Below are 14,219 nucleotides of genomic sequence, written 5' to 3'. Positions count from 1 at the left end.
ATGCACTCTCACGAGATCCTCTTGTGGATAGGACTTCTCTTTACCCTGCTTTTTGTTTTTGGCTTTTCTCTTAGGTTTTTAAAGGTTCCCTACATACTCTCCTTCATGTTGGCTGGACTTGTGGGAAAGGAACTCTTCCACGAAAAAGTAATAGAGTGGGTTACCTTTTTAGAGCATTCTGCGGTGATATTTCTCTTCTTTTTCATAGGGCTTGAGTATTCCTTTGAGCGCCTTGTGGCTATGAGGAACATTCTAAAGCCCGGCTTGGCGGACCTTTTTATAAATTTCCTTCCAGTGTTTCTTGTGGCATATATTGCTACCAAAGATTTTCTCTTTTCTGCGGTGGTTGCCTCTGCCCTTTACCCTTCCAGCACTGCCATAACCGCCAAGCTACTGTCCGACTACAAAAGACTTGTTTTCCCAGAAGCGGAACTGCTCATAGGCATTCTCATATTTGAAGACCTCATTTCAATAATACTGCTTTCCCTACTCTCCGGCGGAATTAATGGTGGGCAGGAGGAGCCTACCTTTCTTTTGCTAAGAAGCGTTCTCTCCCTTTTGGTGTTCTTTTTTGCCTTTTACCTTCTTAGAAACTTAGCCTACAGGACGGTCGGTGAGATAGATAAGATCTCAGAGGAGACTATCTTTCCCTTTTTGATCGTAGGTGCTTTACTCCTGCTGTGTGGTCTTGGAGAATGGATGGGAGTGTCCTCTGCCCTGATTGCCTTTATGCTGGGCGTTGTGGTTCCAGAAGACAGTTTAACTTACAAGACGGTAGAAGAAAGGTTAGCTGACCTAAAAGAGCTCTCTTTGGGTGTCTTTTTCTTTTCCTTTACCTACTCTGCCAACATAAGCTTTGATCAGAACCTTTATCTTTTGATTGCCTTGCTTTTGCTTTCCTTGATCACAAAGCTCATATCCACCTATTGGGGTGCCCGGCTTTATGGGCTTAGTAAGAGGGTTTCCATAAGGGCTAGCCTTTCCTTCTTAGCAAGGGGTGAATTCTCTTTGATCTTTGCCAGCTTACTTCCAGCCACCCAGGCTTTGGTCTTTTTGGTAGTTTTTATCACATCCATTCTTGGAAGTATAGCCTTTGTCTATGCACCAAAAGTGGCATCTGCCTTAACCAAGCCCAAGGGATAGGTATTCCCTTATCAGAACTCCCTCCTTTATGCCCCAATCACTTACCACAATCTCCCTTTTACCAAACAAAAGCATAGCCCTGTAGAAGATCATAAGTCCCGGGATTATCACCTTTGCCCGCTTTGGCTCTATGTGTGGAAAGGTCTTTACCCTGTCTTCTGCCTTCATACTGCTGAGGGTCTCCAGCCAAAACATAATATCCTCCAAAGTTAGCTTGGAGCCATGCACCAAAGAACCTTGATAGGGAAATACGTTGTTCTTTATTGCGCTTATAGTGGTAATGGTTCCACCCAACCCCACTAAAACATCGCAGGGACGGACCACATCCTTTATTAGCTCATCCAAAAAATTCTTCAAAGACTCCAGCTCGTAAGGCTTGGGAGGGTCGCTTTGTATAAACTCCTCCGTAAGGTTAACTATGCCCACCGGAAGGGATTTTAGGTACTCAACCTCTGTGCCCTTTCCACATACAAACTCTGTGGAACCTCCCCCTTGGTCTATTATGCAAAATTTTCCCTCCGGTCTTAGAGAAAAGGCGACCGCTAAGAAGGCAAGGCTACCCTCCTCATCCGGAGATATTACCTTTAACTCCAATCCCGTCTCATCCTTTACTCTCTTTAAGAACTCTTGAGAGTTTTTTGCCCTACGTAGTGCTTCTGTGCCAATTAAGACTATTCTTTCTGCTCCATACTGTTTTGCCACTTGTATGTATTTTTTGATGGTCCGCAATGTCTCTTCCATAGGCTCCTCTTGGAGGTAACCGTTCTCCTTCAACCCTGTAGCCAAGGCGGTAATGTTGCCCTCTTCGTATATGATCCTAAAAGATTTGGAAAAGTCTGCTATGCTCAACCTGCAGGAGTAGGAACCAACATCTATAGATGCAACCTTCACTGAAGTAATTATACATCAATAGTCCCATCTACTACTTGACCCATCCCTTTGTGGGTGTAATATTCCAAATCTATGGAAAGGGCTTACTGCAAACATCAGCATGTGTTCCATGTGCCCAAGAAGGAGGCGGAGGGGCGCGTGCTTTTGGTGTTTTTGCTGACGCTGGCTTTTATGTTTGTTGAGATCGCCTCTGGCTATATCTTTGGTTCTGTTGCCCTTTTGGCGGACGGCATACATATGGGAACTCACGCCTTAGCCTTTGGAATATCCTTCACTGCCTATATGCTGGCAAGAAGGTGGTCAAGGGATGTTAGCTTTTCCTTTGGTACTTGGAAGGTGGAGGTGCTTGGGGCATACACCAGCGCAGTGCTTTTAAGTATGATGGCTTTCCTTGTTCTTATAGAAGCCCTGTCAAAGCTCATAAACAGGGTAGCGGTTAAATATGAAGAAGCCCTTTTGGTTGCCTTTGGAGGATTGTTGATAAACTTGGTTAGTGCCTTCGTCTTGTCCCACGAGGAGGACCACAAGCATGACGTTAATCTGAAGTCCGCCTACCTTCATGTGCTTACAGACGCATTGACCTCAATATTGGCAATAGGTGCCCTTTTGGGTGGCAAATATTTTGGCATGTGGTATTTGGACCCTCTCTCTGGGATTGTGGGCTTTTTTGTGATCATCAACTGGGCGTATGGACTTCTCAAAGAAACCGCCTGGATACTCCTTGATAGGGAGATGCGCTCCCCCATAGTGCAAAGGATAATTAACAGCATAGAAAGGGATGGCATCAGCAAAGTCCAAGATATACACCTCCTCCGCATCCATCACGACAAGTATGCGTGCATACTTACTATAACCACCACTCAGGACCTTCCTGCGGACGACTACGTAAAACGCCTTGAGGAAATAGAAAACTTAGTTCATACTACGGTGGAGGTGGTATATTGTACGGATTCTGTTGATAAAAACATATAACAATGTTAATATATATTGAAGGATGAAGCATTTGAGTGAAGAAATCCTTGAAGAGTGGGCAGAGCTTTTAAAGGCTTTGGCTCATCCCATAAGGCTAAGGATTTTGGCAACCTTGATAGAAGGCAGGCAGTGTGTCAAAAACCTTAGCGAGCTCCTCAAAATCTCCCAACCCAACGTATCCCAGCACCTTGGAATACTTAGGAACAAAGGTATAGTAGGTTGTAAAAGGGATGGTTCTGTAGTTTGCTACTATATAAAGGATGAAAGGGCTTTAAAAATCTATGAAATATTAAGCAAGGAGGTAACAAAATGGCAGGAAACGTCATCACATTAACAGAAAGCAACTGGCATGCGGAGGTCATTAACTCAGACAAGCCAGTTCTAGTGGATTTTTGGGCTCCCTGGTGTGGTCCCTGTAGGATCATAGCACCCATCATAGAAGAGTTGGCGGATGAGTTTGCGGGCAAAGTGAAGGTTGGCAAGCTAAACACCGACGAAAACCCCAATATAGCTATGCAGTATGGCATAAGAGCAATACCCACCTTGATGCTTTTCAAAAACGGTGAAGTAGTTGATACAAGGATTGGCGTTCAACCTAAAGAAGCCATAAAGCAAATGCTCCTTAGCCACATATGATCTCTGAGGATATACTGTATGATTGTGTTATAGTGGGGGGCGGTCCAGCGGGATTGACCGCTGGGCTTTACTGTGCAAGGGCAAAGATGAACACCCTCCTTCTGGAGAAGGGGACCATCGGGGGACAGATAGCCATTACAGACTTGGTGGAAAATTACCCAGGATTTCCAGAAGGGATAAGCGGTAAAGAGTTGTCCCTCAGGTTCAAAGAGCAGGCAGAAAGATTTGGTTTGAAAATCCACAGGAAGGAAGTGGTAAAGATAGAAAAGGTGGGTAAAGAATTAATCTTGCACCTTAGGACCGGGGAGCTCTTGAGGAGCAAAACGGTTATTCTTGCTGTAGGAGCAAGCCCAAGAAAGTTGGGTGTAAAGGGGGAGGAAGAGTTCTTGAACAGAGGAGTATCCTACTGTGCTACCTGCGATGGTGCCCTCTTTGATGGAGTACCTATTGCAGTAATAGGTGGAGGAGATTCCGCCTGTCAGGAAAGCTTGTTTTTAACCCGTTTTGGTAGTGTGGTTTATCTGATCCACCGAAGAGATCAGCTGAGGGCTCAAAAACATCTTCAGGAAAAGGTGCTTTCCCATCCCAAGATCAAGTTCTTACCCAACAAGGTGGTGGAAGAGATAAGGGGTACAGATGCAGTGGAGAGCTTGCTTCTTAAAGATACCCAAACGGGGGAGCTTTCCACCTTGGAAGTGGAAGGGGTGTTTATTTTCATCGGTTTGGAGCCCGCCACAGGCTTTCTTAAAGGTTTTGTCAAAACGGACGATAAAGGATATATCATCACCGATGAGAGAATGAGAACCAGTGTGGAGGGTGTGTTTGCATGTGGAGATTGCCGAAGCGGAGCCACCGGTCAGGTGGCTGTGGCGGTGGGGGAAGGGTGCATAGCTGCCATAGAGGCAGAAAAATACCTACAGGAGAACTTCTAATGTGAATTACCAGGGAGGATTTGAAACCTTCAAAGAAGCTACCAGATATATGTTCCAACCTGATCTGGCGGATGTATTACTTGTTCTTTTTGGTTTTGTAGCCTCCGTATTTGTTCTTATAGTTCTTCCTTATGCCGTCTCAAAATACCTTGCCAGCAGGTCTGTAAGGAGGGAGTTTGAGGTTGTCGGAAAGCAGATGGGGCTTAATGAAGAAGAAATAGCTTTGCTATATAAGTGTGCAAGCACGTTGGAAGAGCCAAATAAAGTTTTTTACAGCAAGTATGTATTTGAAAGGTGTGTGGGAAAGCTTGTTAAGGAAAGCTCGGATAATATACCCATCATTGTTAGTGTTAGAAAGAAGCTCAAATTTGAGCATTTACCATGGTTTCTACCACTTGCTACCACGAGAGACATAGAGGTCTATCAGACAGGTTTTGTTTCATACAAAGGAAAGTCATACGGTGCTGCAGTTTGGGAAAAAACAGAAGAGGATCTAAAGATAGCTATCCTTGATAGAGCTCCGGAATTTCCACAGCCCGGTGAAAAAGTTAGGTTTTCCTTTTTAAGAGAAGACGATGGCAGGTATTACTTTGAAGCGGAAGTTTTGAACACCTACCTTGAAGGTGGAAAAGTGATTTTGGTTGTTCCTCATACCGAAAAGCTTGGTAAAGTCCAGCTAAGGGACTCCATAAGATGGAAGGTATCCATCCCTGCACGAGCGTTCTTTTTCAACAGGAAGGTAAAAGCTGAGGAACTATCTCTTATTGAAGAGCTACCTGATGAATCCTTTTTGGAAGGAACCATAGAGAACATAAGCACGGAAGGAGTTAAGGTTTGTTTTAATAGGTTCCTTTCAGCAAAGGAAGGCGATAGCTTGCTTTTAGAATTTGAATGGAAGGGTGAAGCTTTTAAAAACATTTTGGCGGAGATAAGGCATATATCGGGCTCTACCGATAGAACGTGTTTTGGTTTAAAATTTTTAAACTTGAAAAAAAATTACGAGGACACCATAAGAAGGTTTATAATAGAGGAGCAGAGGGAAGCACTAAAAGCTTATAAGATGGATAGATAAATGGCTTTTCAAAGCATATTTCTTTTCTTCATGGCCTTCAATATTCTCTTCCTCGCTTGACGTTCCCTTCTCTTTTTCTTTTCACTTGGCTTTTCGTAGAATTGGCGCCTCCTGACTTCTGTAAGTATCCCTTCTTTCTCTACAAGCCTTTTAAATTTTTTAAAAGCCTTCTCAAAGGGTTCGTTTTCATCCACTATCACAAACACCAACCTTCTTCACCTCCTTATTAAATTATAACACATTTCCGTAATATTCAGCTTTTGAAGTTGCAGTTTCCCAAAGCACTACCTTTATAACCTTCACCTCTTCCAAAAGTCCCACCGCCCTCAATTTGTCTTCAAGGAAGTCATAAAAGAACTTGGCAAGGGCTTCTGCAGTAGGGCAAAAATCCACCGGGAAGAGCTTGAGGGCACCGTATTTTTCTGCTAATTCTTTAAGCTCTGGATACATAGGGTCCGCTTTGTCTATGATAAAGCTGTGGTCAATGGTGTCTATTAGCTCCTTCAGGGCATTTTTTACATGGTAGAAGTCTATTACCATGTCCTGCTCAGAGAGGGTATCAGAGCCCAGCACTACTTCCAGTACATAACTATGTCCGTGCAAATTTACGCACTTGTTAACTGGGATCTCCTTTCCAATAGTAAAGTCAGCTCCTCTTCCGTAGGTTAGGTTTTGCTTCCAAACCCTGTGTCCCGCCTCAAACCTAAAGACCTTGGATATTTGCCACTTCACACAAACTCCTCCATCATCTCCCTTCTTACCTCTCTTATTCGGTTATGCTCATCCACATAAACAAGAACAGGCTTAAAGTCCTTCAACTCTTCCTCGTCAAAGAGACCATAAGACGCTATTATGATAATATCTCCCACCGCACCAAGCCTCGCAGCGGCACCGTTTAGTCTCACCTCGCCCGAATACCTTGGTGCAGGAATTACATAAGTGGAAAACCTACTGCCTGTGTTCACGTTGTAGACCTCTATCTTCTCGTATGGAAGTAGCTGGGCCGCTTCCATGAGGCTAACATCCAAAGATAGGCTACCTTCGTAGTGAAGTTCTGTACCTGTTATCCTTGCCCTGTGTATTTTGGACTTTAGCATATATCTCTTCATGGGAGTATAAAAATATAAAAAAACTCTTTATTCTTTGCAAGTCCGTGCTATAATAAAGTTCAAGGAGGACTTGAAAATGCTACCCAAGGAGCTAATAGATTTTATGAGAAGTGTGGGAGTTTTCCCCATAGTCCTTACCACCACCGACAAAAACGGAGACCTTCACACCACCTTTATAACATGGGTTTACCCTGTTGATGATAAAACCCTTCGGCTTGCCCTCAGTTCCAACGCCAAAAGCGCAAAAAACATGCAGGAAACGGGAAAGGTAGCCATAATGGTCTTTAGTGCAAACACTGCCTTAGCCCTCTATGGCAATGCGAAGCTCATTCTTGAGAGAATAGAAGAGGTAAAGTTCCCTGTTTCTGTGTTTGAGGTTTCCATCCAAAGAGTGGAGGATGCGCTCTTTCCCGGTGGCACCGTTGTGGGAACTATACCCTTTATGCATACGGGCGACCTGCAAAAGGCAGGAGAACTGGACGAGCTTGTTCTATCCGCCTTAAGAGGTTAACCCTTAGAAGAAGAATCCCAAGACAAAGTGTATTCTACTGCGAGAGGTGTCACCGGGTACCTTTTTGGTCTTAAAGGCCCAGTCCAGCTTAATGGGGGCAAAGGGGGTGATAAACCTCACTCCTACGCCATAGCCTCCTTTTAGATTTTGAAGTTTTAACTCGCTGGTTTTATCAAAGCCAAGCCCTGTGTCGTAAAATAGTGCTCCGTAAAGTATATTTTTGTAAAGTGGATAGTTGGCTTCCGCAGAAAGTATTATTTGCCTTTTGGCACCTATGGGGTCTGAAGTGTTAGGGTCCAAAGGACCTGCATAGCCATATTTGTAGCCTCTGATTGTGAAGTCTCCACCTACGAAGAACCTTTCGTCCAAGGGCACCGTCTTTCTGCTGTAAGGTTCCACAACGCCAAGGACTCCCTTAAAGGCAAGTATTAAGTCTGTATCAAAAAATGGATCCTTTAGAAAGGTTTGATGGGATAGGTTAATTTTGTTAAACCTTTCCGTTCCTCCCAAAACGGGCACTGCAACCGAGTACCCTATCTCTGTAAGAGAACCCTTTGTGGGAAAGAGATAGTTATCCCTTGTATCCCTTGAAACGCCAAAAATAAACTTTCTAGATTGTCTTTCTCCAGCCTCCTGAAGTATTATGGGTGATGCGTTCGGAGATATGTTTGAGTATTTGACCCTCTGAAAGCTAATCCCACCGCTGATCCTCCAAAATTCGCTTATCTCTCTTGATATTATCAGGTCCAAACCTGTTCTTCCTACCGTGTAAGTTGTGTATTCTATACGCCTGTCGTAAACGGAACCACTAAGGTCTATGGGTAGGTTCAGAAACCATTTTTTTGTGTAAGAAAGGGCGTTGTCTTTTATTTTGCTACCGTAAGATACGGAAATGCTGGCTATGTCTCCTGTGCCTAAAAAGTTTCCCTTTCTAAGGGAGATAAAACCAGACAACTTGGTTACCTGGTTGTAGCCCAAACCTACAGAGAACTGTCCGGTAAATCTCTCTCTTACTCTGGTTTCCAGATCCAGCTTATTCCCTTCGACAGAGGAGGGTTCTATGCTAACATCCTCGTAATAACCCAGGTTGAAGATCCTCGTTCTTGACCTCTCCAATTCCCTCTGGTTGATAAGGTCTCCTTCCTGAACCCTCATCTCCCTTCTTATTACGTAATCTCTTGTTTCATAGTTTCCTCTTACCTCTATCCTTCCCACATAGAAGGGCTCACCCTCGGATATCCTTAAAACCACTTCCACTTCCTTTTTTTGGTTATCCCTTCTTTCCTCTCTATCCACAGAAACACCAAGGAAGCCTATTTGGGTGTATTGATCCCTTATGTTTTTAATGATGTTCTTTATAACCTCATCTCTATAAAATCCTCCCTTGTTCTTTTTAAGAAGATTACCTATCAGCTCCCTGGACGAAAAGTAAGTGTTCCCCTCTAGCTTCACTGCCTTCAGTTTATACCTTGGTCCCTCTTGAACTTCTATGAAAATCCTGTACCTGTTTTTTTCTTTTTCTACCCTGTATGAAACCTTTGCCTCCAAAAAGCCCTCAGACCTGTAAAACTCTTCGATCCTCTTTATATCCTCCTTAAGGAGTTCTTCACTAAAGGGTGGCTTTAGTCTAAAGGCAAGCAAGCTCGGGGGCTTCGTTTCCATCAGGTTCAAAAGTCTTCCCTTCCTAAAGCTTTTATTTCCTTTTATTTCAACGCTTGCCACATACTCAGGCTCACCCTCTATTATGTTATACACAAGCTTAGACGCTCCCTTTTTGGGCACGAGTTCATAAGAGACCTGCACGTTTGGGTATCCTTCCCTTTCGTATGCTTGAATGATCCTGTTTTTTATGGTTTCCATCTCCTCTTGGCTGAGGACCCTTCCCAGCTTTAGCCTTCTTTGTACCTCCACTTTCTCTTCTATGGCGGGTGAGGAGGTGAATTGCCGGGTCAACTCCTCCACATCTATCTTTCCCACCTCTGTTTCTATACCGATTTTCTTTTCAAGCTCATCGCTCTTTATCTTCTTGTTTCCTCTGAATTCTATTTTGTATATAACCGGCAGGTCTTTGACCTTGTAGGTTAGGAACACTTTATCTCCCAACTTTTCTTCGTACACTTCCACGCTTTCAAAAAAGCCGGTTCTGTAAAGGCGTCTTATATCTTCCCGCACTGCAAAGGGATCGTAAGACATACCCTCCTTAACCTTTATAAGTCCTCTAATTACATCCTCCGGCACATATAGGGCACCCTCTATTTTTACGCCCTCCACCCTTTGGGCAAAGAGCCAACCAAAGCTTACTAAAAGCAAGAGAACAATCCTACGCAATTTCTACACTCCTTTCTCCGGCTTTTATTACACCTAGTTCAAAGGCTTGAGGGATTTGGGAAAGCACTTTGCTTGCGTTCATTTCATCCACAACCAGAACAAACCCCACACCCATGTTAAAAACCCTAAACATCTCCTCCCTTTCTATTTTACCAAGTCTTTGCACCCAGTCAAAGATAGGATTTTTTGGAATTTTCTTCTCTTCCACCACCGCCTTTGTACCTTCTGGAAGGATCCGAACCAAGTTTCCCGGCAGTCCCCCGCCCGTTATATGCGCCATGCCTTTTATTTCCACTTTCTTTTCAATAAGCTCCTTTACCTCCCTCCAGTATATTCTTGTGGGTTCAAGCAAAACCTCCCCAAGGGTTTTTCCAAACTCTTCCATAAAGGTGGAATAGCTAAGTTTGTTTATCTCTACAACCTTTCTGATAAGGGAGTAGCCGTTGCTGTGAAAGCCCGAAGAAGGAAGTCCTATTAGAATGTCTCCAGGTTTTATGTTTTCCCCGGTTATGAGTTCCTCCTCTTCGCACACACCCACACAAAAGCCCGCAAGGTCATAGACGCCATCCGGATAAAAGCCGGGCATCTCTGCAGTTTCCCCGCCCACCAAGGGCATCTCCGCCTGCTTACAGCCTTCCAATATACCCTCAATAACCTTCTTTAGAACCTCCAACTCTATTCTGCCAGTAGCTATGTAATCCATAAATCCTAAGGGCTTAGCGCCGGAGGTTATAAGGTCATTAACGTTCATAGCCACAAGGTCTATGCCTACCGTGTGATGGATACCAAGCTCTTGGGCTATTTTGAGCTTTGTACCCACCCCGTCGGTGGTCATCATGAGTATTGGCTTTTTGTAGCCCTGCAGAGAAACACCGCTGGCAAAACTTCCAAAAAGCTTGATTTGGAAGCCCAAGCTCCTTGTCTTTTCTTTTATAAACTCCACAAATCTTTCTGCCTTTTCCAGGTCTACGCCCGCAGATTTGTACGTTAGCTTATCCATTTAAGTAAAACTCCTCCAAAACCGAGTAGATAGGTCCTATGGAAGTTAAAGAACTCCTTATTATGGATATTCTGTCCACCAGGTCCTCTCCAAAATTGTAGTTTTCGTACCTTTTGAGAAGGTTCTTTAGCTTTTTCTTATCATACTCCTTTATTCTGCAAATGGTTACATGAGGGTAAAAGGGCTTACCATCGCTCCTTATACCGTATTTTTTGTTGGTGTTGTATACATCCTTAGCCAGCGCCTTGAGTCTTTCTGCACCCTCTGATACACCAATCCATAGCACCCTTGCCTTATCTATGTCTGGGAAAACTCCTAAGGATTTATACTTTACCCTTATGGGTTTGTTTCTCTGAGAGACCTCCTGCACGCCCTTTATTATATCCATCAATTTCTCCTCCGGCACCTCTCCTATGAACTGAAAGGTCATGTGGTAGTTTTGTGGTTCCACCCACTTACCCTTTATAAAGTCCTCCGTTTGTTCCTTTAGCCTTTCCACCTGTTCCTGTATGGTCTTTGTGGAGAAGAAACCAACAAAAACTCTTACCACGCTTTTCTATTATAAAGCCACTCTACCCACTTTCTGAGCTCTATAGCTAAAAAGACAACCACTGGCATTATCAGGGTATACTGCAGATGTTCCACGTCTAAGGGCACCGTCTTGAAGAAATCCTCAAAAACATAAACCGCAAGGGCCTGTAGAACTATGCCTAGGATTATTCCTAAATACACGTAAGGGTTCGTTCTTACGTATTCAATTGGGTTCAAAAGGAAGGGCTTAGAGCTTATCTCTTGAATTCCAACAGCCCACAGGGAAACGACCGATGAGGTAAAGCTTATAGAAAGCGCCAGCTCGTAAGGATACTTAGACAGTATATAGCTAAAGAGTAGATAGTGCCCAAGGGCGCAGATTATGGCGGTATAGAGTATGTAAATTATCTGCTTCTTCCCCAGGAAAACTTCTTGAGGTCTCTTGGGCTTTTCCTTGGTTGGATCTCCTTCGTACTTGGTGAAGGGATAAGCCTTGTCTACCACACCATCGGTAACCAAGTTTAGCCAGAGTATGTGGGTAGGATACAGTGGTAAAGGCATTCCGGAGATGATGGCCAAGCTGTTGTAGATTATCTGAAAGCCGTTGGCGGAAAGGAGATATCTTATAACCTTGGCTATGTTTTGGGCTATTAGCCTACCTATCATTATGGCTTGGACGATAACCGTTAGATTATTGTCTGTTATGATCATGGCAGACGCATCCTTTGAAACTTGGGCACCAGAACCCATAGCTACGCCCAAGTCTGCCACCCTTAGGGCTGGTGCGTCGTTTACCCCATCGCCCGTTACCGCCACGATCTCTCCGTGGGACTGAAGGACCTTAACTATCCGATACTTGTCCTCCGGAAGAGCCCTTGCCACCACGGTGGTGCGTTTTAAAAGTTCGTAGAGTTCAGCGTCTGAATAGTTTGCAAGAGAAGCTCCCTCTATAGCAAAATCTCCCTCTTGGTAGATACCAACCATACTTGCCACCGCCTTTGCGGTCAGCAGATTGTCCCCAGTGATCATGATCACTCTTATGCCTGCCTTCTTTGCCCGTTCCACTGCCTCCTTTACACCCTTTTTAGGAGGATCTAAGAAACCCACCAAGCCAATTAGCTCAATTTTTACGCTATCTATATCCTCTGGAATCCTTTCAAGCTCTGCGTATCCAAAGGCTAAAACCCTTAGCCCCCTCTTTGCCATATGATCATGTTTTTCTTGTAAAACATTTAGGCTATTGCCCGCAAGCTTTGAGAGGCTTTCAAAAGCCCCTTTTATGTATAGTTTGTAGCCTTTATCACTTTTTACTACCACCGCCATCAACCTTCTTTTGGTGTCAAAGGGATGCTCCCAAACCCTCTCAAAGATACTTCTTATGCCCAACCAGTTAAAGCCCATCTCGTCCAACCACTCAAGAAGGGCAAGGTCTACCGCATCTCCCTTTTTGCCGTCCGAATCGTTGCACAAGGCGGAGCATAAAAATAGCTCTTCCTCGTTCAAAGGTATATAGTCTTCCACCTTCAGCCTTCCTTCCGTTATGGTGCCAGTTTTATCAGTGCATATGAAGGTGGCACTACCTAAAGTCTCCACCGCGGGCAGGTATCTGACCAAAACGTTGTTTCTGGCAAGCCTTATGGCACCTATCACAAGGGCTATGGTTATGACTATGGGAAGTCCTTCAGGCACCGCGGAAACAAGCTGGGCTACTGCAAAGAACACGATGAATTCCCAACTCCTACCTTGGGCTATACCTATCAAAACCAAGGTGGAGAGAATGAGCACTAATCCTACCACCAATTTTTTGGAAAAATCTCTTAGGGCAAGGGTTAGGGGGCTCTCCGGAGGCTTTTCTTCAAGCTTTTCCGCCATAAGCCCCATCTGGGTTTGCCTTCCCGTAGCAAAAACGACCGCCTTTGCCTTTCCTCTAACCACTACCGTGCCTTTGTATAGGCAATTGACCCTTTCGTAAAGAGGAGTGTCCTCCGGTAAAACAACATGGGAGTATTTTTCTACGGGCACCGATTCGCCCGTTAAAAGTGATTCATCCACCAACAGACCCGCCTCTTCCAGAAGCCTTAAGTCTGCGGGTACCACATCCCCCTCCGATAGAAGCACTATGTCTCCGGGCACCAAAAAGACTGCGTCTATCTCCATCTCTTTGCCATCTCTAATGACAATTACTTTTTGCCTTGTTAGCTTCTTTAGGCTCTCTATTGAAGCCCTCGCCTTTAGCTCCTGATAAAAACCTATAAGACCGTTTACGAGAACGAGCCCCCAGACGATCACAGAATCTTTCCAATCTCCAAGTAGAAGAGCCAAAAAGCCTGCCACAACCAAGATCAAAATCAGAGGATTGGTGTATTGCCTAAGCAGGATCGCCCAGACGCTCTCTTTCCTCTCCTCTATTTCGTTGAGCCCATAGCGCTTTAGTCTTCTCTCCGCTTCCTCTTGGGAGAGACCAAAGGGAGAGGTGTTTAACTCTTTTAGGACTTCCTCTATGGCTTTATTATGCATTAAAATCATTATACGTTCTCAGGGGACGTAGCTCAGTGGGAGAGCGCCTGCATCGCAAGCAGGAGGTCGGGGGTTCAAATCCCCTCGTCTCCACTTATATTTAAGAACTATGGGTATATTTTCCGAGGACCTTATAAACCTGGGTAATCTCATAGATGCAGAGATTGAGGTAAAAGTCCCTAAAGAGCTTTTGAACGAAACCTTTAAGGGCTTAAACTTTGAGGTGCTTGATGGCTTGCTGAGGGTTGGCTTTAAAAAGAAGGGATTTATCTTTTCAAAGAAAGTGCAGGTGCCCCTAAAGGAGGACGCGCAGAGTGTAAAAAACGAACAGCCGGATATAAGGGCAATAGGACTTACGGTAATGACTGAGAAAGGCTTGGAGGAGCTCTTGCAAAAGGGACCCTTTAAAAGGGAAGGAGAGCACGTATTTTTTAATCTCTGGGAAGCTATAACCAAAACAGAGGAGTACGCCAGAGTCCCCAAACAGTTCAAGAACAGGCTTCTTATAAACCGGTACAAACTCAAGCAGGGATATATACAGCTTTGGGTAAGGGTGAGCAAGGGATTATAATTTTTT

The 14,219-nt window shown here is 44.4% G+C and carries 16 protein-coding genes and 1 tRNA gene; 9 read left to right on the top strand and 8 right to left on the bottom strand.

Annotated features, from left to right (window positions below; all coding sequences use genetic code 11):
* Nucleotides 1–1,143, top strand: coding sequence for a cation:proton antiporter (locus THERU_RS00355; RefSeq protein WP_025305300.1), 1,143 nt, complete (start codon nt 1–3; stop codon nt 1,141–1,143).
* Here the strand turns inward: THERU_RS00355 and THERU_RS00350 are convergent.
* Nucleotides 1,123–2,034, bottom strand: coding sequence for a Ppx/GppA phosphatase family protein (locus THERU_RS00350; protein ID WP_025305299.1), 912 nt, complete (start codon nt 2,032–2,034; stop codon nt 1,123–1,125). The two genes, THERU_RS00355 and THERU_RS00350, sit on opposite strands and share 21 nt — an antisense overlap.
* A gap of 72 nt (nt 2,035–2,106) precedes the next feature.
* Here THERU_RS00350 and THERU_RS00345 point away from each other — a divergent pair, with 72 nt between their 5' ends.
* Genes THERU_RS00345 through THERU_RS00325 form a run of 5 tightly spaced genes read left to right on the top strand, consistent with a single transcriptional unit; the run spans nt 2,107 to nt 5,646 of the window.
* Entirely contained in the window at nt 2,107–3,006 is a 900-nt protein-coding gene (locus THERU_RS00345; RefSeq protein WP_025305298.1) for a cation diffusion facilitator family transporter, read from the top strand.
* A gap of 22 nt (nt 3,007–3,028) precedes the next feature.
* Nucleotides 3,029–3,340 carry an ArsR/SmtB family transcription factor gene (locus tag THERU_RS00340; RefSeq protein WP_025305297.1) on the top strand — a complete coding sequence of 104 codons (312 nt, stop codon included), beginning with the start codon at nt 3,029–3,031 and terminating at the stop codon, nt 3,338–3,340.
* Entirely contained in the window at nt 3,316–3,642 is a 327-nt protein-coding gene (gene trxA, locus THERU_RS00335) for a thioredoxin (RefSeq protein WP_025305296.1), read from the top strand. Before THERU_RS00340 ends, trxA begins: the two co-directional genes overlap by 25 nt.
* Nucleotides 3,639–4,574 carry a thioredoxin-disulfide reductase gene (gene trxB / locus THERU_RS00330; RefSeq protein WP_025305295.1) on the top strand — a complete coding sequence of 312 codons (936 nt, stop codon included), beginning with the start codon at nt 3,639–3,641 and terminating at the stop codon, nt 4,572–4,574. The genes trxA and trxB overlap by 4 nt, the downstream gene beginning before the upstream one ends.
* Nucleotides 4,575–4,623: 49 nt before the next feature.
* The gene (locus THERU_RS00325; protein ID WP_025305294.1) at nt 4,624–5,646 is read left to right on the top strand and encodes a flagellar brake protein; all 1,023 of its coding nucleotides are present in this window, start codon (nt 4,624–4,626) and stop codon (nt 5,644–5,646) included.
* 8 nt (nt 5,647–5,654) lie between these two features.
* Here THERU_RS00325 and rpsU read toward each other — a convergent pair whose 3' ends face one another.
* The 3 genes from rpsU to panD are packed head-to-tail and all read right to left on the bottom strand — an operon-like array spanning nt 5,655 to nt 6,755.
* A complete protein-coding gene (gene rpsU / locus THERU_RS00320; protein ID WP_025305293.1) occupies nt 5,655–5,855 on the bottom strand; it encodes a 30S ribosomal protein S21 in 201 nt (66 codons plus the stop codon).
* 22 nt (nt 5,856–5,877) lie between these two features.
* Nucleotides 5,878–6,378, bottom strand: a complete 501-nt coding sequence (locus THERU_RS00315; RefSeq protein ID WP_025305292.1) for a 6-pyruvoyl trahydropterin synthase family protein — start codon at nt 6,376–6,378, stop codon at nt 5,878–5,880.
* Nucleotides 6,375–6,755, bottom strand: coding sequence for an aspartate 1-decarboxylase (gene panD, locus THERU_RS00310; RefSeq protein WP_025305291.1), 381 nt, complete (start codon nt 6,753–6,755; stop codon nt 6,375–6,377). Before panD ends, THERU_RS00315 begins: the two co-directional genes overlap by 4 nt.
* A 76-nt stretch (nt 6,756–6,831) precedes the next feature.
* Here panD and THERU_RS00305 point away from each other — a divergent pair, with 76 nt between their 5' ends.
* On the top strand, nt 6,832–7,266 hold the full coding sequence (locus THERU_RS00305; RefSeq protein WP_025305290.1) for a pyridoxamine 5'-phosphate oxidase family protein: 435 nt from the start codon (nt 6,832–6,834) through the stop codon (nt 7,264–7,266).
* A gap of 3 nt (nt 7,267–7,269) precedes the next feature.
* Here the strand turns inward: THERU_RS00305 and bamA are convergent, their stop codons facing one another.
* The 4 genes from bamA to THERU_RS00285 are packed head-to-tail and all read right to left on the bottom strand — an operon-like array spanning nt 7,270 to nt 13,642.
* Nucleotides 7,270–9,594: an outer membrane protein assembly factor BamA gene (gene bamA, locus THERU_RS00300; RefSeq protein ID WP_025305289.1), complete on the bottom strand. Its 2,325-nt coding sequence runs from the start codon at nt 9,592–9,594 to the stop codon at nt 7,270–7,272.
* Nucleotides 9,587–10,594 carry a phosphoribosylformylglycinamidine cyclo-ligase gene (gene purM / locus THERU_RS00295; protein ID WP_025305288.1) on the bottom strand — a complete coding sequence of 336 codons (1,008 nt, stop codon included), beginning with the start codon at nt 10,592–10,594 and terminating at the stop codon, nt 9,587–9,589. Before purM ends, bamA begins: the two co-directional genes overlap by 8 nt.
* Nucleotides 10,587–11,144, bottom strand: a complete 558-nt coding sequence (gene thpR, locus THERU_RS00290) for an RNA 2',3'-cyclic phosphodiesterase (RefSeq protein WP_025305287.1) — start codon at nt 11,142–11,144, stop codon at nt 10,587–10,589. The genes purM and thpR overlap by 8 nt, the downstream gene beginning before the upstream one ends.
* On the bottom strand, nt 11,138–13,642 hold the full coding sequence (locus tag THERU_RS00285) for a cation-translocating P-type ATPase (RefSeq protein ID WP_025305286.1): 2,505 nt from the start codon (nt 13,640–13,642) through the stop codon (nt 11,138–11,140). Before THERU_RS00285 ends, thpR begins: the two co-directional genes overlap by 7 nt.
* Before the next feature lie 21 nt (nt 13,643–13,663).
* Between THERU_RS00285 and THERU_RS00280 the strand changes: the two genes are divergently transcribed.
* Both THERU_RS00280 and THERU_RS08410 read left to right on the top strand, forming a co-directional pair.
* Nucleotides 13,664–13,735 (top strand) — tRNA-Ala (locus THERU_RS00280).
* A gap of 16 nt (nt 13,736–13,751) precedes the next feature.
* Nucleotides 13,752–14,213 carry a hypothetical protein gene (locus THERU_RS08410; RefSeq protein WP_025305285.1) on the top strand — a complete coding sequence of 154 codons (462 nt, stop codon included), beginning with the start codon at nt 13,752–13,754 and terminating at the stop codon, nt 14,211–14,213.
* Nucleotides 14,214–14,219 lie beyond the last annotated feature (6 nt).

Source organism: Thermocrinis ruber, assembly GCF_000512735.1.
Taxonomy (GTDB): Bacteria; Aquificota; Aquificia; order Aquificales; family Aquificaceae; genus Thermocrinis; species Thermocrinis ruber.
Note: the sequence above shows the minus strand (reverse complement) of the source record. Positions and strands in the feature narration are given on the sequence as shown.